The following is a 20,523-nucleotide window of genomic DNA, read 5'->3' as shown; positions in this document are numbered from 1 at the left end:
GGCAGACCATGGACCACACCGATCCCGCCCATCGACCCGACGCCGCGCACGGCCAGCAGCATCCGATCGGCATCTACCTGAAGATCTGGGCCCTGCTGTTCGTACTGAGCACGATGTCGTACATGGTGGATTACTTCCACGTGCAGGGCCTGCTGCGTTGGACGCTGATCGTCGTGTTGATGATCGCCAAGGCCGGGCTGATCGTGTCGATTTTCATGCACATGATGTGGGAGCGGCTGGCGCTGGTGTACGCCATCCTGATACCGCCCCTGACCCTGCTGGTGCTGATGGTGCTGATGGCTGCCGAAGCGGATCACACCTTCGGCATGCGGGAACTCTTCTTCCACTGACCCCTTCTCCGACCGTTTCTCAGGCGAGTGCCTGGAACGCACCGCTCCGAATACAAAACGACCCGACAAATGCCGGGCCGTTTTTGTTTCCTGGCTCGCTGAAAATCTCGGCGAAAAACACCTTCAAATCAGGCGTGCTTCTCACTGAATTCGTTGAGCGGCACAGGCTGGCTGAGCGGATCGAAGTCGGCCCACCGCCCTTGTTGCCAGCGGCCGGTCGCGCGTTCGATCGCCGCGCCTCCGGCATCGCGCAGCACCCGTGCGGCGTCCAACTGGCTGTCCTGCGACACGTGTACGGCCACCAGCACGCCGCATTCACGGGTTTCTTCGTCGCAGGCGTCACGCGTGCGCATCATCGCGCCGACCAATGAACCGACATACGCACTCACCCCGGCCGCGACCAGCGACATGATAAGCGGCGCCGAAAACGCCGCGAAGATCCCGACGCCGACCACGGCGCCAACCGCTGCGCCAATCGTGATGCCTATCTCGGCACCCTTCGGCGCCTCCCTCGCGTTTGTGTCGGCGCTGATATCGCCGCCGGGCCGAAAACGTGCGTGCTGGCCGATCGGATTGACGAAAAACAGTGTGACGTCCTCCTCGACGAAACCGGCATTGAAGAGCCGTTGCGCCGCGTCTTCAGCGGCGGGGAATGTCGTAAAGCGTGCTGCGACGATGAGTGACATGTGTCCTCCTTCCATCGTTGACTAGCGGTTGCAGACTATGCCGCCCCACCTTACCCGCGCCGAGACAGAGGTGCATGCGGTGGCACGCGCCGGGACTATGCCGTGGTGCCGCGATCGGGTTGCGTGCCGTCCACTCTGAACAGTCCGCTATGTAACACTACTCCTTTGCCGCCGTTCTGGTCGATCGCTTCCGCGTAAACCGAACGGATAGGATTGCGGCCGTTGTCGAAGGCAGCCATTAAGGCGGATTCCAGCGCGCAATGGGCGCCGAAATGATCTTCCAGCGCCTCGGCGGTAATTGCGCAGCCATCTGTTGTGCTTTCGACTTCGCAGACATTTGATCCTCCACTGTGAGCTAAAAGATTAATTATCGATCCGCTGACAGGTCTGCTGCGAACAACCCTCCTACCTCCCAACAACTGACGTGCCTCAAGGGTCTCTTGCACGTGCAGTTCATCACGCCACGTCGTCGCCAGAACGAGGATCGTCCGTCGGGGTGGCGATAGCCATGCGGCGCTATCAGTCTCGCGAGCTGTAGGACTAGAATGAATTATCCGAATCAATCGGGAGAGAAATTGTGGAACTTCGCATGGATTCCCATCATTTCACACACGGCCAGCCTGACTGGCGGGCAGCCGTGCTCGCAGGCGTCATCGCAGGCGCTGTGTTCCTGGCGTTAGGGGTTATCCTGATGGCACTGATGACGGGCGCAAGTCTGCTGGAGCCCCCACGCATGGTCGCCGCGATCATGCTGGGACGAGGCGCATTGCAATCGCAGCAAGCATTCTCAATTGGCATCGTGCTCGGGGCCTTTGTGATGCATTTTGCCCTTGCCATCGTATTCGCGCTTATCCTCGGTCTGATCATGACGTCATTCAACCTTGACTCGAGCATGGGGATGGCTTCACTGGCGGGTGGCGCTTTCGCTGCAGCCGTTTACCTGATTAATTTCTACGGCATGACACGGTTTTTTCCGTGGTTCGCAGAAGCACGCAACGGGGCCAGCCTGTTCGCTCACATCGTCTTCGGTATCGTGGCGGCGAACATGTACATGAGACTGGAGCGCAACACATCCCGCGGGGTCAAGGCGGACGCGGGCGGCCCATCGTAGTCCGGTGCCATGTTGATCGACCGGTCTCCAGAGCAGAAAAGGCTCGCCGCGCAACAACATGAGCACCTCGTCGAGATAGTCATGGTCGGCCAGACGAGACGAAAGAAAAGCCAAGCCGGAAGATCGGCCTGAAGTCGTCACGCAGATTTTGCCGAACCGGCTTTCGACCGACGAAAGCGACCGGTGGGGCGCGCCACTGGCTCAACTGATGTGGCGCACGCTTGTGCAGGACCTGACGAGCCGGCTGCCTCCAGGCGTGTTCATCTTCCCGGATGCGCCGGAGCCGCCCGACAATCGGATGCTCGTCGTCACGGTGCTCGATGCCGAGACCGATGCGAGCGGAACGGTGACATTGCAAGCGGCGTGGACGCTGCAATCGGGGCAGCCCGCCCGCGCTACCTTGACGCAACAGGCGACGCTGGAGAACCGCGGCACGCCCATTGGGCGTCACGAATGGCTCCACGACGCGGGACTTTCGATCATGTACGCATACTTCAGGCGTTCGTACGGGCCTGGCTCTTTCGACGGCGAGGGAGGTGTGCCGAGCCGCGAGTGGCGCATCAAGCGCAACTGCTCCCTCACGCCGCGGCAGTCGCTCGCCGCGACCGTGTTCCTCATGGCGCTCGACCTCGCGATCGGCGTGGTAACGGCATTCGCATTCGGCGCGTGGCTCACGCTGTTTTTCTCGATGCTTTGCACCGTGGCCGTCGGCATCGCCTTTATCGCCTACTCCAGGCACGCGACGGACGGCGAGGTGCTGACGTTCGCGCCCCCGTTCGTGATCGTCGAAGTACACGAGCGCGGACGCCGCACGATGCATCGGATGAATGCTGGCCGCTTGGCCGTGTCTCTCGACGACAGCGATGGCGTCGTCTACCTTTGCGACGGCTGGCAGCGTATTCCCGTCGGACGGCAACTGCCTGCCGCCGCCCGCGCGGAGTTCGTGCGTCAATTGCGCCGCTTTATCGTGGCCGACTGTTGACATGCCGGCCGATGATCGCCCGGCATATCTGATACCGGTAGTTCATCCGCCAGTATTTCGCGCCGGACTTATCGAGCTGGAAATACATGCGACCACCGTCTGCGAGGCGGTTGCCGATACCACCAGCGGTACTCGGGTCGAGCCGGATCATCCAGGAAAGAAAAAACCCCGCAAGTCGTTGACTTTACGGGGTTTCTAGGAATGCATGCGGCTTATGCCGGAACAACTTTTGGTGCCCAGGGCCGGAATCGAACCGGCACGCCTTGCGGCGGGGGATTTTGAGTCCCCTGCGTCTACCAATTTCACCACCTGGGCAGATCTTGCAGCGCACGCGCCAGAGTATGGCTCGCGGCGAAGACGCAGATTATGGCGGAAAATTCGACGACGGGCAAGCCGGTCGCCTTCTTCGCCTGCTCAGCCCTCAAACCGTGCGTGAAAAACGTTCGAGCGTCTGCTGACCGAGATAGTGATCGAACACCATCGCGATGTTGCGCACGAGCATGCGTCCGGCCATCTGTACTTCGAGCTTGCTGTCGTTCACCGACACCAGCCCGTCCTGCTCGAAGCCGCGCAAGCGCTCCAGTTCCGGTTCGAACGTATCGGCGAAGCGGATGCCGTAGGCCGCTTCGAATTCATCGAAGCGTAGTTCCAGATTGCACATCAATTGCGTGATCACATCGCGACGCAGACGGTCGTCCGCAGTGAGGCGCGCGCCGCGCGTGATCGCGAGCTTGCCCGCATCGATTGCCGCGGCGTAGCCTGGCAGGTCCTTGATGTTCTGCGCGTACACGTCGCCGACTTTGCCGATCGACGACGCGCCGAAGCCGATCAGATCGCATTCCGCTCGCGTGCTGTACCCCTGGAAATTCCGATGCAACGTGCGCTGCGCTTGTGCGCGCGCGAGTTCGTCGATGGGCAGCGCGAAGTGATCCATGCCGATGTAGACATAGCCCGCGTCGGTCAAGCGCTCGACTACCCGCTGGAGGATCGCAAGGCGCACGGCGGGAGAGGGCAGCGTGGCCTCATCCATCTGCCGTTGCATCTTGAAGAGCTGTGGCATGTGCGCATACGCGAACACCGAAAGACGATCGGGTGCGAGTTCGATCATCGTGTCGAGCGTGCGGCTGAAGCTGTCGACCGTTTGATGCGGCAGCCCGTAAATCAGATCGACGCCGATCGAGTGGAACCCCGTATCACGCGCGGCTTGCATCACCGACGCAGTCATCTCGAGCGGCTGAATGCGATTGATCGCCCGCTGCACCACCGGATCGAAATCCTGCACGCCGAGACTGAGCCGGTTGAAGCCGAGCATACGCAGATGTGCAATGGTCTCGGGCGACGCTTCGCTCGGATCGACTTCGATCGAATATTCGCCTTCAGTATCGGGCAGCAATGTGAAGTGTTCGCTCGCTGCGGCCATCAGTTCCGCCATTTCGTCGTGCGACAGGAACGTGGGCGTGCCGCCGCCCCAATGCAATTGCGACACGGGGCGCCGCGTGTCGAAACACGCCGCTTGCAAAGCCATTTCGCGCTTCAGATGCTCGACATAGGGACGCGCGTGCGCGCGGTTCTTTGTGGCGACCTTGTTGCAACCGCAGTAGAAGCACACGGTGTCGCAAAAGGGGATGAGGAAGTACAGCGAGAGGTCGGTGGTGGAAGCACCTGGGTCTGCGGCGGCGCGCAGATAGTCAGCGGGATCGAAATCGTCGCGGAACTGCAAGGCGGTCGGATAGGACGTATACCGTGGACCGTTCGCGCTGTATTTGGCGAGCAGGTCAGGGCGGAATAGCGTGTTGGCGGTGGTCATGGGGCGCTCGGGTTTGACAGCCACCCTTGAAGAGGCACGAACCGGCGGATTCTCGGGACCGGTTCGAACAGCGCAGACGCCTCTTGAGCGTGGCCTTTCGTATCCAACAAGTTTACGTGAGCGACCCTTCGCCGAATTGTGTAAAAAGGTCGCACGGGATGCGATGGCACAATGCGGGTCTGGTATGGCGTTGTATGTTGCGTTGCCTGTTTTCGAGTTCAGGAAAAATGTCGTGAGTGATGTGCCGAACAGCGTTGTGAAGCGCGAGTCCCCGTTCCATGTGGCCGGTCATGCGTGTCGCCCCGATTGCGGCGCGTGCTGTATCGCGCCGTCGATTTCGAGCCCGATCCCCGGCATGCCGAATGGCAAGCCGGCGGGCGTGCGCTGCGTGCAACTCGGCGATGATCTGCGCTGCGCGATCTTCGGTCAGCCGGAGCGGCCGGCGTGCTGTTCCGGTCTGCAACCGCAGATGGACATGTGCGGCACGAGCCGCGGTGAAGCGCTCGCGTGGCTCACCCAGCTTGAAACGCAGACTCAACCGCAACCGGCGGTGCGCGGATAACGCGTGAACGATTCCGCTACGTCATCCACCCGGACAAACAACCCAACGCAACCGCATGCTCGAGAAGGCTTCCACAGGAGATTTCGCATGACTCGACCCGCTGCGCCGACCCGGCGCCGCTTCCTGATTGCCGCGCTGACAGGCGGCACCGCGCTTGGCATCACCGTCTCGCTGGCGGCGTGCGCGACATCGACTTTCCCGTTCATCCCGTCGCATTACACGTTCTCGCAGCAGCAGGTGCAGGACGCGGTGCAGCGCAAATTCCCCTATCAGCGCACGGTTTCGCAAGTGTTCGACGTCGCGCTGACCAATCCGGTGGTCGGCTTCCTGCCGGACGCGAACCGCGTCTCGGTGAAGCTCGACGCCCGGCTCGCGAGCCCATTCATGCCGCAACCGGTTGACGGCGTATTTACGCTGTCGAGCGAACTGGCCTACGACGCCGCCAGCAAGTCGGTCGTGCTGAAGTCGCCGAACGTCGACAACGTCAGCGTGAGCGGGCAGGCGCAGGCCTATACGCAGCAGATCAATGCCGCGGCGGCCCTGCTCGCTACGCAGTTGCTGACCAACTACCCGATCTACACCTTCAAACCCGAACAACTGCAATTTGCCGGCGTGAATTACGAACCCGGTACAATCACCATCCTTACAAACGGCATACGCGTGCAAATCGTCGAGAAATGACGCTGCGCGCGGCCGGCAGGGCCGCGCGCGCACCGTGCCGACCCTGTTCGTTTCGACTATCTACAGCGATGAGGGTCACGGATGGACTGGCTAATGGCTTGCAAGGCGCTGATTCTGGGCGTCGTCGAAGGGCTGACGGAATTTTTGCCGGTGTCGAGCACCGGCCATTTGATCGTCGCGGGCAGTCTGCTCAATTTCACGGATGATCACGCGAAAACCTTCGATGTCGTGATCCAGCTCGGCGCGATTCTGGCTGTGTGCTGGGAGTTTCGCCGCCGCATCGGCAGCGTGGTGACCGGCTTGCCCAGCCGGCCCGACGCGAGGCGCTTTACGCTGAACGTGATTATCGCGACGATTCCGGCGATTGTGCTCGGCCTGCTGTTCGAGAAGGCCATCAAGGCGGCGCTGTTTTCGCCCGTGCCGGTTGCGTTCGCGTTAGTGGCGGGTGGGGTGGTGATCCTGTGGGCTGAAGCGCGTCAGCGCGCGCGAGGCGACGTGGCGGCACGTGTTCAGAACGTCGACGATCTGAGCCCGCTGGATGCGTTGAAAGTCGGCCTCGCTCAATGTTTTGCGCTGATCCCGGGCATGTCGCGCTCGGGTTCGACGATCATCGGCGGGATGTTGTTCGGCCTCGACCGGCGCGTCGCTACGGAGTTTTCATTCTTCCTCGCGATTCCGATCATCTTCGGTGCAACGGCTTACGAGCTCTATAAAGACTGGCATCTGCTGTCCATCGACGCGCTCGGCAGTTTCGCGCTCGGCTTCGTGGCGGCCTTCATCAGCGCCTTCGCCTGCGTGCGCTGGTTGTTGCGCTACATCGCCACACACGATTTCACCGTGTTCGCGTGGTACCGGATCGGCTTTGGACTGTTGATCCTGCTGGTGGGTTACAGCGGCGCGTTGAGCTGGGCGGACTGAGTCTCCGCTTGTCTTCCGCGTCATGAAAAAAGGTCCGCGTTTGCGGACCTTTTTGCGTATGGCGAGCACAACTGCAGCGCGGCTTTATACCGCGCCGCGCTTCCTGAACACCAGATCCCACACGCCATGCCCGAGCCGTAGCCCACGGCGCTCGAACTTCGTCACCGGACGATACTCGGGACGCGGCGCGTAGCCGTTGGCGGTATTTTCCAGCGCAGGATCGGCGCCCAGCACCTCGAGCATCTGCTCGGCGTAGTTCTGCCAGTCGGTCGCGCAATGCAGATAGGCGCCCGGCTTCAGACGCGAAACCAGCAACGCGACGAACTTCGGCTGGATCAGCCGGCGCTTGTGGTGGCGCGCCTTGTGCCAAGGGTCGGGAAAGAAGATGTGCACGCCGTCGAGGCTGTCGGGCGCGATCATCTGTTCGAGCACTTCGACCGCGTCGTGCTGAATGATGCGGATGTTCGACAGCGTCTGCTCGCCCATCAGCTTCAGCAGCGCGCCGACGCCGGGTTCGTGCACTTCGACGCCGAGGAAGTCGTCGTTGGGACGGTGCGAGGCGATTTCCGCGGTGGTCGCGCCCATTCCGAAGCCGATTTCCAGCACACGCGGCGCCGCGCGGCCGAACACGCTGTTCCAGTCGGGTTGTTGCGGTGTGAAGGACACGACGAAACGCGGACCGAGTTCGTCCATTGCGCGGCGCTGGCCGGTCGAGACGCGGCCAGCGCGCGTGACAAAGCTGCGGATGCGGCGTCGATGCAAGGCTTCTTCGTGCGGGGTGTCGGCAGTCGCGTCGGCGTCGGCCGGTTGGCCTTCGGCTTCGGTGGAAGGCGGCGGGAGTTCGTCGGGCAGGCCGGCGTCGTTTGGATCGTGGATCATTATCGATACTGCTACTAGGGTGAGGGCTTGACGGCTTGCATGGCGGGTTGCGAGGCGCCGTTTGCGCTTGCGCGGCATGGGCCGCAGTTCGCAGGCGCGGTTCGCTCGAATCGCTATGCCGGGCCGCTGCCACTACAAAAAAGCCGCCTTCATGGGAGGCGGCTCGTGCTGGATTCTGCTGAAGGCTTCAGCAGGAAGGTGGAGCGGACGTTGCAAGTGCGCGTAAGGTAGCACACCCGAAAAGGGTGCGTCCAGACGGTGGCAGGGTTGAAGGGGCGCGGAAATCGGCATGAACATTACGGTTTCATAACCGTGACAGCCATTCGTATGATTTAATCGCGCTCATCAGCTATCTCGTTGCAACGATTATCAAAGCGAAAATCCAACATGGGCAAACACGCACACAATCATCGTCAGGCAAAAGCCGCCAAAACGGGTTGGGTCGCTATCGATCCAACTGCGGTTCCGACTACTTCCCAGAATGCGCTTCGCAAGGCAATGGCCATTGAAGGCGTGCCCCTCACGCAATTCAACGATTTGCTGTGGCTCATGGCGCAGGAATCGAGCGGTGTGGTTGACGTGCGCAATGGGAAGTCGTCCGCACGCGGGCTTTATCAGTTGCTGCGGCCTCAATATGAATTGAATCCGAATGGCGAAAAATCTTTCGGTAATGCGGTTGAAGAATGTCAGGGCGGGATTCGCTATATTCTCGGGCGATATCACACTGCGGCATCAGCGCGGCTGTTCTGGGAAAAACACCACTGGTATTGAGCAATGAAAAAGTTTCTATTGATGGGCTTCGTTTCGGCCATGTGCTGGATGTGCGTGGCGCAAGCTGCTGATGCCGGCGTGCCGCGTTTTGAAGATTTCGCGGTGAGCGACACCTTTGCGGGCAAAGCGGCGAAAGTGCGGCTCGTATCCGCGGACGACAAGGAATATGCGACGCGTATCCGCGAAGCCAGCCGGCAGAAGCCGAACTTCGCCGGGCACTACGTGCTGGCAAGCTGGGGCTGTGGGGCGTCGTGCGTGTCCACTGTGGCGATCGACGCGAAGACCGGCCGCGTCACGTGGCTGCCTTTTACGGTGTGCTGCTGGGATGTGGATGTGCAGGAGCCGATCGAGTTCCGGCGCGACAGCCGCCTGTTGGTGGTTCACGGCAGCAGGAATGAACAGGGTAGCGGGACGTACTACTACGCGTTGGACAAAGACGAATTCAAGCTGGTCAAGGCGGTCGAGAAGGCTGCGAAGAACTAACGGCGGCTCGCGCAATGGCGTGTTGACGCCGCGCGGGCTCATCTTGCGTTTGTGCGACTTCTCGAATGACAGACGGGGAGAGCGTAGCGGGTGGGAAATGCGGCAATGTGCTGCAGATTCAGATCCTTTCGCGAAGCCGCCTGGTCAATCGCCAGGCGGGCTGAAAAGAATCTGGAGCGGGCGATGGGAATCGAACCCACGGCTCTAGCTTGGGAAGCTAGGGTATTACCATTATACGACGCCCGCAGAGCGCATGATTCTACTCGGGAAGAGGCGGTTAGCGCAAATCGCGCTGCCGCCACCCTTGTCCACAAGGCGCACCGAACGCCGTTCAGATCACGAAGTAGGTCAACTGAACGGCCGCACGCGTGACCACCATCAGCAGCACCTGCACGATCACGAACAGCAGGATCGGCGAGAGGTCGATGCCGCCGAGTTGCGGCACCACGCGGCGCAGCGGATTCAGGAACGGCGCGGTCAGTTGGTACAGAATCGGCATGGCCGGCGAGCGCGGATTGAGCCACGACAGCAGCGCCATCAGGATCGTCATCCAGATGATCAGGTTCAGCGCCCACTTGATAACGGTCAGCACGGCAACAATCAGCAGCGTCGGCACGAGCGTGAGCGGATCGGCGCCCGTGAGCACCACCATCAGCACCACATAAACGATCGCCGCAATCAGGGCAGCGGCGAGACTCGCCCAGTCGATGTTCCGGGTGCTGTGCAGAATGTGCCGCAAAGGCAGCACGATCCAGTTGGTGGCTTGCATGACGGCGTTCGTGACGGGGTTGTACGGCGGCATGCGCACGACCTGCAGCCATGCGCGCAGCAGCAACGCGGCGCCGAACAGCGTAAAGACGGTATTGAGCAGAAAACGGGCGATATCGCCAAACATCTCGTGTCCTTATCCTTCGGAAGGCGGCCGTCGATCGGCCGCAGGGTGCCGGCGCTGACCGATCGGTGCGCCGGCGGGTTCATTTGGATTGCCTGCGCCGTTCCCGGGAGAGGGCGCGTTACGCGTCACAAATGGGGACGCGGTGGTTCAATTTCCAGATGTTCGAGTCAGGCCAATCGGCGAACTGCATGCCGCCAGGCCACACCTACCACGGGATATCACACAGAAATCTTGATTTCGCTGATCAGAATCGTGCCGTTGCCGCCGTCGGTGTAATTCGGAATGTCGGCAACCAACTGCTCCGAGGCCGACTTGAAGACTTTGTAGAAGTCGTCCGCGCTATCGAACAGGAAGTGGCCCGCGGCGACATACGGGGGCGGCGTTCCCGGCGGCCCGGCATTGATGCCGACGTCGACCGACCAGCCTCTCAGCGACGGCCCGAACAGCCTGGCCGCGAGCGGCATGTGCGTGACGCAGTAATAGTCCACGTCGAAGTGGCCGTTTTCCCGATACGGATAAAGGATGCTGACCTTGATCATTGTGCGTTCTCGTCTGTTGGTCCCGAAGCGCGGCGCTGGCGGATTGCGCGCGGCGCCGGTCGTCACATTATCACGGCTTACTTGACGCTTGCACCTGCTGCGGCCTGATTCAGCGACCGGTTGAGCGATTCTTCCACCGCCTCGGCAATCGTCTCGATCGCCGCGGGCGGTTTCGCACGGCGTTCGGCCAGTCTGACCGCGCGCCGCGTCAACAAACCGTACAGCGCGGCATGATCGCCGCCAAGGCCTTCGAGCAACGCCAACTGCTTTTCCACGACGCCCGTGTCACCGCGCGACACGGGGCCGGCGAGGGCGTTGGGCAGACCCTTGTCGCGGGCGGTTTCGATCGTGCCGGAGAGCATCGGCAGCAGCGCGCGCAGCGCGTCGTCTTCGGCAAAGCCCAGCGTGCGCCACAACGCGACGCATTCAGCGAGGCTGCATAGCGCGAAGCTGGCGGCGTAATGCGCGGCAGCGTGATACAGCATGCGGCCGCCTGCTGGAATCGACAGCGGATGGCAGCGCAGGGCGACGGCCAGCGCCGTCAGCGCGTCCATGAGGGCGCCGTCGGCCTCGATCGTCACCGAGCAGCCGGCGATCCGGTCGAGGTCGGCGAGATCGCCGCTAAAGAGGTACAGTGGGTGAAAGCCGCCGATCGAGGCACCCTGGTCGCGCGCCGGAGTCAGCAACTCCACCGGAGAGGCGCCGCTGCAATGCACGAGCGCCTTGCCGTATGGGGCGCTTGCCGCGTCCGCCGCGAACCGCAGTGTGTGCGCTGTCGTACCGATGCTGTCATCGGGAACGGCTAAAAAGACGATATCGGCGGCGTCGACAACCTGTTGTGGATCGTCGAATGCCGCGCAATGTTCGATTTGACTGGCGAGCCGGCCGGCCGAGGCCGCCGAGCGGCTCGCTACCGCCGTGACGGGATAGCCGGCGCGTGAAAAGCTCAGCGCGAGACAGCGCGCGAGCCGCCCCGCACCGATGAAACCGAGGCGCGGTAGAGAGGGCTGGGACATGGTTACCTGCTCCAGACGGGATACTTGAACGGGAATGCAGCAGTATCGCGCATCCGTCCGGCAGTAGTGTGTCCCGGTGTGGGTATTCCTCTGATCAGTTCGCGCGCGATATGGCGTGTCCGGTCGGTCATCCGGCCACAGACGCCCCGCGGGTCCGAAAACTGCTCACAATTTCCTTCATGAACTGGTTTGGCAGTTGCTGTTCTGGGTTTTTCGTCTCGCAGTCAGATTCGGGAGGTAACGATGAATATTTTTTCTTACCGAAAGCACTTGCGGTTCTTGACGCACTCGCAGCGCCGTCGCTGGTGGGATCAGAAAAAGCGCCTGACGCCACGCGTGCGCATCAGTGGCGCGTATGTCCCGCCCAACGTCTCCCGAGAATTCGCCTATGTAAAGGTAGGCTGAAAATACCGTCTGCTGATGGGTAAGAAATGCCCGGTGCGATTGCATCGGGCATTTTTCATTTGGGCCGTCAGGATTGAAGCTAATTTGTAATCAAAGATTACTGGCAAGCGAGAGCCTGAAGCCGCAAGACCCGCAAAGCGGTGGGTTCGCGTTCGCTCGACCGCTGGCAAACCCTTAGTTCTCAGTCCGTTACACAGCGTGTCCCGGCGGTGGCGCGCCGGCGCACATTCCGAGCCATTGCCGCCAATTGCAATTTGCAACAAATGCGAACATCTATGCGTGGTCTTTTTCGATACATTGATTTCATAGCATGCAAAGCATGCGAAGTCGGCGACCTTAGTGGGCCGCGCCAGGAGAACAAAAGTGAAAAAGATCGTTCCGTTTGTCGTTGCCGCCGCACTCGGCGTGGGGTTCGCGACTGATGCTGAGGCGCACGTTTCCGTCGGTATCGGTATTGGCATTCCGATCGCGCCGGCGTACCCGGTTTATGCCGCGCCGCCGCCGGTCTACTACGCACCGCCGCCGGTCTATTACGCGCCGCCGCCGGTCTATTACGGAGCGCCGGTCGTAGTGGGTGGCTATTACGGTGGCTATGGCCGTCCTTATTATCACCATGGCTACTACGGCCGTGGCTACTACGGCCACGGCTACTATCGCCGCTAATCGCAAGAAGCGCGCAGAGATGTATTGACGGCGTAACGCCGGCTTGATCGCCGGGTTGCGCCGTTTGTGTTTCTACTGCGGCATACCAAGCGACATACCAAAGCACTGTCGAAGCTGGGAGAATGGCTGTTTCGCCAATGCTCTGGAGAGTTTCGTCAATGCAAGCGCTTCCCGCTCCCACTTTCGACGACGTACTCGACGCCGCTGCGCGTCTCGAAGGCGTCGCCCATCGCACCCCCGTTCTAACCTCGAGCACGTTCAACGAGCGCACGGGCGCGTCGGTGTTCTTCAAGTGCGAAAATTTTCAGCGCATGGGCGCTTTCAAGTTTCGCGGCGCCTACAACGCGATTTCGCATTTCGACGCGGAGCAACGTAAAGCGGGTGTGTTGACGTACTCGTCGGGCAATCACGCGCAAGCGATCGCGCTATCGGCGCGTCTTGCCGGGATTCACGCCACGATCATCATGCCGCACGACGCGCCCGCAGCCAAAGTCGCGGCGACCAAGGGCTATGGCGGCGAAGTGATCAGCTACGACCGCTACACCGAAAGTCGCGAAGAGATCGGCCGGCGGCTCGCCGAAGAGCGCGGCATGACGCTGATTCCGCCGTACGACCATCCGCACGTGATCGCCGGGCAGGGCACGGCGGTGAAGGAGTTGATCGACGAAACCGGCCCGCTCGACATGCTGTTCGTTTGCCTCGGCGGCGGCGGACTGATCGGCGGCAGCGCATTGTCGGCGGCGGCATTGAGCCCGGCGTGCACCGTCATCGGCATAGAACCCGAAGCGGGCAACGACGGTCAGCAATCGCTCGCGCGCGGCGAGATCGTGCATATCGACGCGCCGCGCACGATTGCCGACGGTGCTGCTTCCACGCATCTCGGCGACTACACGTTCGCGATTATTCAGAAGCTGGTCGCGAAGATCGAAACGGTCAGCGACGAACAGTTGATCGAGACCATGCGTTTTTTCGCGCAGCGCATGAAGATCGTGGTCGAGCCGACGGGTTGCCTCGCCGCGGCTGCCGTGCTCAACGGCGTCGTGCCGGTGAAGGGCAAGCGTGTGGGAGTGGTGGTGAGCGGTGGCAACGTCGATCTGGCGAAGCTGGCGCAGTATCTCGCCTGATAGGCTGCGTGATCGTTCTTGCGTCCGGCTACGCACGTTGAAATTGAGGGAAGACGGCTCGCCTTGGCGAGCCGTTTTTTCTAGCTTGCCACCTGTGCGGTCTGCACGATCAGATCGCGATACCCGTTCACGATCACGCTATACGAGAAGTAGGCGAACAGCAGCGCCGACAACACATGGCACGCGCGCAGCAAACCGGTGCCGGCGCGTTTGCGTCCATGGCTGCCGAGTCCGCAGATAAAGATCGTCCAGCACAAGCCGCCCAGGAAGAAGCCGCCGAGGAATACCGGTGCAGTCGTCACGCTAGTGGCGCCGGCCTTCGCGATCAACGCACCGCCGACTGCGGCAAACCACAGAATCGCTGACGGCGACGACATGGCCAGCAACGCGCCGCGCAAGAAACCGCGCCACGGGGAAAGATGCGGCGCTTTGGCATCCGCTTCGCCGGCAACTGCGGGCGCCGACGCCGGGAACAGCGCTTCACGCGCCATCTTCCACGTGAGAAACAGCAGGACCGCCGCGCCGCCGATCCACACGACCCAGCGTACCGATTCGAACTGCAGCAGCGCAGCCATTCCCGCGAGCGCGAGCGCCGCGTAAACGAGATCGCCGAAACAGGAACCCAGGCCCAGCCAGAAGCCCGGTTTGAAGCCGTGCGACAGCGCCAGCGAAATCATCGCGATGTTGACGAGACCGATATCCAGACACAACGACAACGACAGAAAAAAACCATCCGACATCATTGAAAAGGCATGCATCCGCGCAACTGCTCCATCAGTTTTGTTCTTCAGACTTGTTCAAGCGCGAGCGATCCGGCCGGTGAACGGATCGCTTCGATGCCGACAGAATTCCGATATTCAGTGGTGTGATTCGAGGCCTGTTTTTACAGTCCCAACTCATTCCACAAGGTGTCGATGCGCTGTTTGACCGCACGGTCCATCTCGATCGGGCGGCCCCATTCGCGATCGGTTTCGCCGGGCCATTTGTTGGTCGCGTCGAGTCCCATCTTCGATCCGAGACCTGCCACCGGCGAGGCGAAATCCAGATAGTCGATCGGCGTGCGATCGACCAGCACGGTGTCGCGCGCCGGATCGATACGCGTGGTGATGGCCCAGATCACTTCCTTCCAGTCGCGGATATTCACGTCCTCGTCGACCACGACGATGAACTTCGTATACATGAATTGCCGCAGGACGCTCCACACGCCGAACATCACGCGCTTGGCGTGACCCGGGTAGCTCTTCTTCATCTGCACGATCGCCATCCGGTAGCTGCATCCTTCGGGCGGCAGATAGAAATCGGTAATCTCGGTGAACTGCTTCTGCAACAGCGGCACGAACACCTCGTTGAGCGCGACGCCGAGCACGGCGGGCTCATCGGGCGGTTTGCCGGTATAGGTGGAGTGATAGATCGCGTCGCGCCGCATGGTGATGCGCTCGACCGTGAAGACGGGAAACCACTCCTGCTCGTTGTAGTAGCCGGTGTGGTCGCCGTAGGGGCCTTCCAGCGCGTGTTCGTAAGCGGCGGACGCGCCCTTGGCCGGGCGCGGCGGCGCGCCCGCGGGAGCAGGTGAGGGCGTGCCCTCCTGCGGATAGATGAAGCCTTCCAGAACGATTTCCGCCCGCGCGGGCACCTGCAAACCGTCGACGCCCGGCGTGATGCACTTCGCGAGTTCGGTGCGGCCGCCGCGCAGCAGCCCGGCGAACTGGTATTCGGAGAGCGTGTCGGGCACCGGCGTAACCGCACCGAGGATGGTAGCCGGATCGGCGCCCAGCACTACGGCCACGGGATACGGCTTGCCCGGATTCTGCAGCGCGAACTCGCGGAAATCGAGTGCGCCGCCGCGATGCGCGAGCCAGCGCATGATGAGTTTGTTACGCCCGATCAGTTGCTGGCGATATATGCCTAAATTTTGTCGGCTCTTATTCGGGCCTTTTGTGACAGTCAGGCCCCACGTGATCAGCGGCCCCGCATCGCCCGGCCAGCAGGTCTGAATCGGCAGCTTTCCGAGGTCGACGTCGTTGCCTTCCCAGACGATTTCCTGGCAAGGCGGCGCGCTCACCGTTTTGGGCGCCATGTCCCACACCGCCTTCGCGAGCGAGAACAGTTTGCCGGCGTCCTTGAGCCCCTTCGGCGGCTCCGGTTCCTTCAGTGCGGAGAGCAGGCGGCCGACGTCGCGCAGCGACTCCAGCGCGGCGCTATCGCCTTCACCTGCTTGCGCGTCGATACCCATGCCAAGCGCGACGCGGCGCGGCGTGCCGAACAGGTTACCGAGGACCGGAAACGCGTGCTGCTGCTGGCTCTCAAACAGTATCGCCGGACCGCCGGCGCGCAGTACGCGGTCGCACAGTTCGGTCATTTCCAGGACAGGCGAGACGTTTTGCGAGATACGGCGCAGTTCACCGATCGTTTCGAGACGGCCGACGAAATCGCGCAGGTCTTTGTATTTCATCTGGTGCGGTAGAGAGCCGCGCAAGCGGCAAAAAGGTAGGGCGCCGCAGAGATCACGGTGCCAGAACGATTGTCGATTTTACCTGTGTTGGCAGGCGCACGTAGATTGGCCAAACGGCCGACTTCGGAAGGACTAATTGAGATAGCTCAAGAAGCGCGCACCGCGCGGTTCTTAACGGACTGAACACTGTTCATTATTACAATTAGTTATACATTTGCCTATCTATAGTGTTGACGATCTATAAAACCCTGCATAGAATCCGTCCACATTGGTTGCAGGGCGTGAACCTTTTTACCACTGCCCCCGGTCCCTTTTGACGCAACGCGTCACCGTTTACCGACCCCCTGCACGGTATCTGACGGCCTTACTGAAGTCCTCGCCAGCGCCAACTGACGCTGGTTTTTCGCGTGGGAGCCACCGCCCGCATGCTTTTTTGGCATGCCGCGGACCTCTTTTCAAGAGGGCTCCCCACAAACGGTATGTACCGTTTTCCCGACGTCGCTGCTGCCCTAACCAGACAGAGCGCGCGATGTCTTGACTCTGCGAATGTGTGTTACCGCCTGTTCAACTGGCGGAGTTCGCGGATCATGCAACATGGGAGATCTGAATGAACGCCTGGTTATCGTGGCGTCCCGATGAGCGTATCGCGCAAGTTGTGCGTGGTGCGTTGCGTCGCGGGACGCGAATGAGTCATCACCTGTTCAGCATCGTCGGTGGTATCGCCGTCGTGCTGGCCGTTACGCTGTGGCTGATGCCAGCTTTGCGCGGCACCCTTGCCGCCAAGCTGATGCCGGTCATTTCCGCCGCTGTGCAGGCCGGTCCCGCCCGTCTGCTGCAGGGCCACCCGCTGCCGGCTTTCGGGCCCCCTGGCGCGTCCTCTGACGATTCGCTGTCCGCGAATTCGACCGGTAGCGACGCCGCGAGCGGTGCGAACAACGGCAACAATGGCGTCACCGCCAGCAATACCAGCTACGACGGCGCCTTCGACGGCACCGGCACGTCCGGTATGGGCGTGGCTGCACTGAACGGCCTCGACCCGCGCACCATGCAGAGCGTTTCCGCGCTGGCACGGCTGATCCCGGCGCAGCGCGTCACGGCCGATGCACGCGACGATCGTGTGCTGGTTTCGACCCGCGAGCAGGATCTGGTCTCGTCGTACCTGGCGCGGCGTTATCGCGTCGCTCAGGGACCCGTTAGCGAGCTCGTGAAGGCCGCGTTCGACACCGGCCGCGAAGTCGATCTCGACCCGCTTCTCCTGCTGTCCGTGATGGCAATCGAATCGGGCTTCAACCCGTACGCCGAGAGCGGCGTGGGCGCGCAAGGCCTGATGCAGGTGATGTCCAAGGTTCACTCGGACAAGTTCCAGTATTTCGGCGGCCAGAGCGCGGCGCTTGAACCGGTTGCGAACATCAAGGTGGGCGCGCTGGTGCTGAAGGATTGCATCGCACGCGGCGGTTCGCTGCCGGGCGGTCTGCGTCTCTACGTCGGCTCCACTTCGCAGGACGACGGCGGCTACGGCGCCAAGGTGATGGCCGAGCGTGGCCGCCTGCGCGATGTGGCGCGCGGCCGCAAGGTGCCGATCAACGCACCGCAGGCGCCGGTTTTGACGGCGTCGAACACGACTACGGCTGCGGCGGCATCGACTAGCGGCAAGCGCGTGCAGATGACGCTCGATGCCGGTCATCCGCTGAGCGCGGCGGCGCCGGTGAAGACGCCGGTGTCCGAGCAGGACGACGCTAGTTCCAATGCGACCAAGCATGTGGCATCGGCTTCGGAGTTGGGCGCTTGAGGTTGACTTAACCCGGTTCGCCTGGCCCGGGAGCGGCCGATACAAAAAAGGACACCCGAGAGAGTGTCCTTTTTCTTTTGTGGTTTTCGTCTGTAGTGACGTGCGCGGCCGTGAGGCGTGTGTCACAGGCATTGTGCAACCCGGCCTCGCCGAGCAGCCCTTCAGGCACTCAAAGCCGCAGAGCGGCTCTGTGGCGCCTCTATCCAGTCAGTGCCGTCCGAAAAGCTTCGCCAGCCGCTCGACCGCTTCTTCCAACTTCGGCAGGGCGGTTGCATACGATAGCCGGATGTAGTCTTTCGGCGCGTGCGTGCCGAAGTCCATGCCCGGCACCAACACCACGCCCGCGTCATGCAGCATCGCTTTGGTGAGCGCCGCGCTGTCTCCGGCCGCCGGATGCGCGACCGTTCGGCAATCGGCGTACACGTAGAAGGCGCCGTCAGGCATTACCGGCACCGAGAAACCCAGCGATTCGAGCGCCGGCACAATGAAGTCGCGGCGGCGCTTGAATTCGAGGCGACGCGCTTCGTAGATGGCGATCGTTTCCGGTTCGAAGCAGGCCAGCGCCGCATGCTGCGCGAGCGCCGACGCGCAGATGAACAGGTTTTGCGCGAGCTTTTCGAACGCGCCGACCATGCCAGGCGGCACCACCAGCCAGCCCAAACGCCAGCCGGTCATGTTGAAGTACTTCGAGAAGCTGTTGACGGTGATGACGTCGTCACCGAACGAGAGCGCCGAGACGGGCTTCGCGTCGTAGCTCAGGCCCTGGTAGATCTCGTCGACGATCGTAAAGCCGCCACGCGCCCGCACGGTCTTGACAATGCGTTCGAGCTCAGCGAGCTCGATCGACGTGCCCGTCGGATTAGACGGCGACGCCAGCAGCACGCCGCGGGTGTGCTCGTTCCACAGGCGCTCGACGTCGGCGGCGGTTAGCTGGAAGCGTTCGGCCGGCCCGCTCGGCACCATCACCGGCTTGCCTTCCGCTGCGATTACGAAGTGGCGGTTGCACGGGTAGCACGGGTCGGGCATCAATACTTCATCGTCGCGATCGACTAGCGCCGCGCAAGCCAGCAGCAGCGCGGCAGACGCGCCGGCGGTGACGACGATCCGCGCAGGATCGACGCTGACGCCGTAGAACTCAGCGTAATGCGCCGAGATCGCTTCGCGCAGCGCGTGCAGGCCAAGTGCGTTCGTGTATTGCGTGACGCCGCGGCGCAGGGCGCTCGCGGCCGCTTCGATGACCGGCTCGGGCGCGGTGAAATCGGGTTCGCCGATTCCCATGTGGATGATGTCGCGCCCTTCGCGCTCGAGCAGCGCGGCTTCCTTGGCCAGTTCCATCACATAGAAAGGCTGGATGGCGTCGACGCGGGCAGCAAGCCGCACCAAGGGTTCGGTCACGGAGTTCATACGATCAAATCCAGTTCAGAAGCAAAAGCGGGACGGCGCATGGCGCGCTCGCCCCGCCTCACGCTCAATGCTTGCGGGCTGCCTGCGTTTCGGCAGCGCGCAATTGCGCCGACAGCTTATCCAGCACGCCGTTCACGTACTTGTAGCCGTCCGCGCCGCCAAACGTCTTGGCGAGTTCGACCGCTTCATTGATGACCACGCGATAGGGGATATCGACGTGATTCTTCAACTCGAACGCGGCAACCAGCAGCACGGCGCGTTCGACCGGCGAAAGCTGGTCGATCGGGCGGTCGAGGCACGGTGCGATGTCGGCGGAGAGCGCTTCCGAATCGCGGATCACGCCGTGCAGGATGGCGTCCAGATGTTCGTGGTCGGCCTTGTCGAAGCCCTGCGCGCCGCGCAACTGCGCGTCGATTTCACCGCCGGGCGAACCCGACAGCAGCCACTGGTAAAGCCCCTGCGTGGCCAGTTCGCGGGAGCGTCGGCGTGCGCTCTTCATGCCTCTTCCTCTTCTTCGTCTTCTTCCTCGTCGTCACCGCCGAGCTGTTCGAGCGCGACCGAGAGGTTCGCCATTTCGACGGCCACGCGCGCTGCGTCACGACCCTTCTCGGTCATGCGCGCGACGGCTTGTTCGTCGTTTTCGGTGGTCAGCACAGCGTTCGCGACCGGGATGCCGAAGTCGAGGCCGATGCGGGTGATGCCCGCGCCGCTTTCGTTCGACACCAGTTCGAAGTGGTACGTCTCGCCGCGAATCACCGCGCCCAGCGCGATCAGTGCGTCGAATTGGGCGCTTTCGGCAAGCTTTTGCAGCGCCAGCGGGATTTCCAGCGCGCCCGGCACAGTGACCAGCAGCACGTCTTCGCCGGTCACGCCGAGGCGTTCGAGTTCTTCGATGCACGAATCCGCGAGACCGTTGCAGACGGGTTCGTTAAAACGCGCCTGGACGATGCCGATACGCAGTCCGTCGCCGTCGAGATTCGGTTGGTATTGTCCGATTTCCATGTGA

General features: G+C 62.0%; 23 protein-coding genes, 2 tRNA genes and 1 pseudogene. 12 read left to right on the top strand and 14 right to left on the bottom strand.

The genetic code is table 11. The features are described from left to right. Positions 1-8: 8 nt before the first annotated feature. The gene (locus P3T25_RS29780) at positions 9-350 is read left to right on the top strand and encodes a cytochrome C oxidase subunit IV family protein (RefSeq protein WP_429360464.1); all 342 of its coding nucleotides are present in this window, start codon (positions 9-11) and stop codon (positions 348-350) included. 128 nt (positions 351-478) lie between these two features. Here the strand turns inward: P3T25_RS29780 and P3T25_RS29775 are convergent, their stop codons facing one another. Together P3T25_RS29775 and P3T25_RS29770 are read right to left on the bottom strand one after the other, a co-directional pair. After that, the gene (locus tag P3T25_RS29775) at positions 479-1,036 is read right to left on the bottom strand and encodes a hypothetical protein (protein WP_154560882.1); all 558 of its coding nucleotides are present in this window, start codon (positions 1,034-1,036) and stop codon (positions 479-481) included. Between the two features lie 95 nt (positions 1,037-1,131). Further along, entirely contained in the window at positions 1,132-1,482 is a 351-nt protein-coding gene (locus tag P3T25_RS29770) for a DUF1488 family protein (protein WP_266237546.1), read from the bottom strand. Between the two features lie 143 nt (positions 1,483-1,625). On the opposite strand from P3T25_RS29770, the gene P3T25_RS29765 reads away from it, so the two are divergent. The 3 genes and pseudogenes from P3T25_RS29765 to P3T25_RS29755 all read left to right on the top strand — a co-directional run bounded on the left by P3T25_RS29765 (position 1,626) and on the right by P3T25_RS29755 (position 3,129). Beyond that, positions 1,626-2,147, top strand: a complete 522-nt coding sequence (locus P3T25_RS29765) for a hypothetical protein (RefSeq protein ID WP_154560884.1) — start codon at positions 1,626-1,628, stop codon at positions 2,145-2,147. A gap of 133 nt (positions 2,148-2,280) precedes the next feature. Beyond that, positions 2,281-2,547: pseudogene (locus P3T25_RS29760) on the top strand (ABC-type transport auxiliary lipoprotein family protein); the annotation flags it as partial. A gap of 81 nt (positions 2,548-2,628) precedes the next feature. After that, positions 2,629-3,129, top strand: a complete 501-nt coding sequence (locus P3T25_RS29755) for a DUF2244 domain-containing protein (protein ID WP_429360525.1) — start codon at positions 2,629-2,631, stop codon at positions 3,127-3,129. Between the two features lie 230 nt (positions 3,130-3,359). On the opposite strand, the gene P3T25_RS29750 is transcribed toward P3T25_RS29755, so the two are convergent. Together P3T25_RS29750 and hemN are read right to left on the bottom strand one after the other, a co-directional pair. Beyond that, positions 3,360-3,444: transfer RNA gene (locus tag P3T25_RS29750), tRNA-Leu, on the bottom strand. 106 nt (positions 3,445-3,550) lie between these two features. Continuing rightward, complete coding sequence (hemN, locus tag P3T25_RS29745; protein WP_429360462.1) at positions 3,551-4,936, bottom strand: oxygen-independent coproporphyrinogen III oxidase; 1,386 nt, start codon at positions 4,934-4,936, stop codon at positions 3,551-3,553. A 232-nt stretch (positions 4,937-5,168) separates the two neighbouring features. Here hemN and P3T25_RS29740 point away from each other — a divergent pair, with 232 nt between their 5' ends. From P3T25_RS29740 to P3T25_RS29730, 3 genes are all read left to right on the top strand, one after another. Then, on the top strand, positions 5,169-5,498 hold the full coding sequence (locus tag P3T25_RS29740) for a YkgJ family cysteine cluster protein (RefSeq protein WP_168435723.1): 330 nt from the start codon (positions 5,169-5,171) through the stop codon (positions 5,496-5,498). Between the two features lie 87 nt (positions 5,499-5,585). Beyond that, the gene (locus P3T25_RS29735) at positions 5,586-6,179 is read left to right on the top strand and encodes a DUF1439 domain-containing protein (RefSeq protein WP_429360459.1); all 594 of its coding nucleotides are present in this window, start codon (positions 5,586-5,588) and stop codon (positions 6,177-6,179) included. Between the two features lie 81 nt (positions 6,180-6,260). After that, positions 6,261-7,097, top strand: coding sequence for an undecaprenyl-diphosphate phosphatase (locus tag P3T25_RS29730; RefSeq protein ID WP_154560889.1), 837 nt, complete (start codon positions 6,261-6,263; stop codon positions 7,095-7,097). An 84-nt stretch (positions 7,098-7,181) separates the two neighbouring features. Here the strand turns inward: P3T25_RS29730 and trmB are convergent, their stop codons facing one another. Beyond that, on the bottom strand, positions 7,182-7,976 hold the full coding sequence (trmB, locus tag P3T25_RS29725; RefSeq protein ID WP_429360457.1) for a tRNA (guanosine(46)-N7)-methyltransferase TrmB: 795 nt from the start codon (positions 7,974-7,976) through the stop codon (positions 7,182-7,184). Positions 7,977-8,363: 387 nt separating this feature from the next. Here trmB and P3T25_RS29720 point away from each other — a divergent pair, with 387 nt between their 5' ends. Together P3T25_RS29720 and P3T25_RS29715 are read left to right on the top strand one after the other, a co-directional pair. After that, positions 8,364-8,747, top strand: a complete 384-nt coding sequence (locus P3T25_RS29720; RefSeq protein ID WP_154560892.1) for a hypothetical protein — start codon at positions 8,364-8,366, stop codon at positions 8,745-8,747. A 3-nt stretch (positions 8,748-8,750) separates the two neighbouring features. Beyond that, positions 8,751-9,230, top strand: coding sequence for a hypothetical protein (locus P3T25_RS29715; protein ID WP_429360455.1), 480 nt, complete (start codon positions 8,751-8,753; stop codon positions 9,228-9,230). Positions 9,231-9,402: 172 nt separating this feature from the next. Here P3T25_RS29715 and P3T25_RS29710 read toward each other — a convergent pair. The 4 genes from P3T25_RS29710 to P3T25_RS29695 all read right to left on the bottom strand — a co-directional run bounded on the left by P3T25_RS29710 (position 9,403) and on the right by P3T25_RS29695 (position 11,680). Next, positions 9,403-9,476, bottom strand: a tRNA-Gly gene (locus P3T25_RS29710). Between the two features lie 85 nt (positions 9,477-9,561). Next, positions 9,562-10,125, bottom strand: coding sequence for a YggT family protein (locus P3T25_RS29705; RefSeq protein WP_266258414.1), 564 nt, complete (start codon positions 10,123-10,125; stop codon positions 9,562-9,564). Positions 10,126-10,343: 218 nt separating this feature from the next. Beyond that, a complete protein-coding gene (locus P3T25_RS29700) occupies positions 10,344-10,664 on the bottom strand; it encodes an EthD family reductase (protein ID WP_154560896.1) in 321 nt (106 codons plus the stop codon). A 77-nt stretch (positions 10,665-10,741) separates the two neighbouring features. Then, complete coding sequence (locus tag P3T25_RS29695) at positions 10,742-11,680, bottom strand: Rossmann-like and DUF2520 domain-containing protein (protein WP_429360452.1); 939 nt, start codon at positions 11,678-11,680, stop codon at positions 10,742-10,744. 768 nt (positions 11,681-12,448) lie between these two features. Here P3T25_RS29695 and P3T25_RS29690 point away from each other — a divergent pair. Together P3T25_RS29690 and P3T25_RS29685 are read left to right on the top strand one after the other, a co-directional pair. Further along, positions 12,449-12,748 (top strand): hypothetical protein, encoded by a 300-nt coding sequence (locus P3T25_RS29690; protein WP_429360450.1) that lies wholly within the window; start codon positions 12,449-12,451, stop codon positions 12,746-12,748. A gap of 158 nt (positions 12,749-12,906) precedes the next feature. Beyond that, entirely contained in the window at positions 12,907-13,872 is a 966-nt protein-coding gene (locus P3T25_RS29685; RefSeq protein WP_171926130.1) for a threo-3-hydroxy-L-aspartate ammonia-lyase, read from the top strand. An 80-nt stretch (positions 13,873-13,952) separates the two neighbouring features. On the opposite strand, the gene P3T25_RS29680 is transcribed toward P3T25_RS29685, so the two are convergent. Both P3T25_RS29680 and P3T25_RS29675 read right to left on the bottom strand, forming a co-directional pair. After that, positions 13,953-14,630 (bottom strand): LysE family translocator, encoded by a 678-nt coding sequence (locus P3T25_RS29680; RefSeq protein WP_429360448.1) that lies wholly within the window; start codon positions 14,628-14,630, stop codon positions 13,953-13,955. Positions 14,631-14,755: 125 nt separating this feature from the next. Next, complete coding sequence (locus P3T25_RS29675; protein WP_429360445.1) at positions 14,756-16,324, bottom strand: UbiD family decarboxylase; 1,569 nt, start codon at positions 16,322-16,324, stop codon at positions 14,756-14,758. A gap of 607 nt (positions 16,325-16,931) precedes the next feature. On the opposite strand from P3T25_RS29675, the gene P3T25_RS29670 reads away from it, so the two are divergent. Continuing rightward, positions 16,932-18,113, top strand: coding sequence for a lytic transglycosylase domain-containing protein (locus tag P3T25_RS29670; protein ID WP_154560904.1), 1,182 nt, complete (start codon positions 16,932-16,934; stop codon positions 18,111-18,113). Positions 18,114-18,320: 207 nt separating this feature from the next. Here P3T25_RS29670 and P3T25_RS29665 read toward each other — a convergent pair whose 3' ends face one another. The 3 genes from P3T25_RS29665 to ribH form a co-directional block, all read right to left on the bottom strand. Beyond that, positions 18,321-19,517, bottom strand: coding sequence for a pyridoxal phosphate-dependent aminotransferase (locus P3T25_RS29665; protein ID WP_429360443.1), 1,197 nt, complete (start codon positions 19,515-19,517; stop codon positions 18,321-18,323). Between the two features lie 64 nt (positions 19,518-19,581). Beyond that, a complete protein-coding gene (gene nusB / locus P3T25_RS29660; RefSeq protein ID WP_054037337.1) occupies positions 19,582-20,016 on the bottom strand; it encodes a transcription antitermination factor NusB in 435 nt (144 codons plus the stop codon). Continuing rightward, on the bottom strand, positions 20,013-20,519 hold the full coding sequence (ribH, locus tag P3T25_RS29655; protein ID WP_054037335.1) for a 6,7-dimethyl-8-ribityllumazine synthase: 507 nt from the start codon (positions 20,517-20,519) through the stop codon (positions 20,013-20,015). Before ribH ends, nusB begins: the two co-directional genes overlap by 4 nt. Positions 20,520-20,523 lie beyond the last annotated feature (4 nt).

Origin of the sequence: Paraburkholderia sp. GAS32, assembly GCF_050434225.1 — a bacterium.
Lineage (GTDB): Bacteria > Pseudomonadota > Gammaproteobacteria > Burkholderiales > Burkholderiaceae > Paraburkholderia > Paraburkholderia madseniana.
The sequence above is the reverse complement of the archived record's forward strand: the minus strand, read 5'-3'. Positions and strand labels throughout refer to the sequence as shown.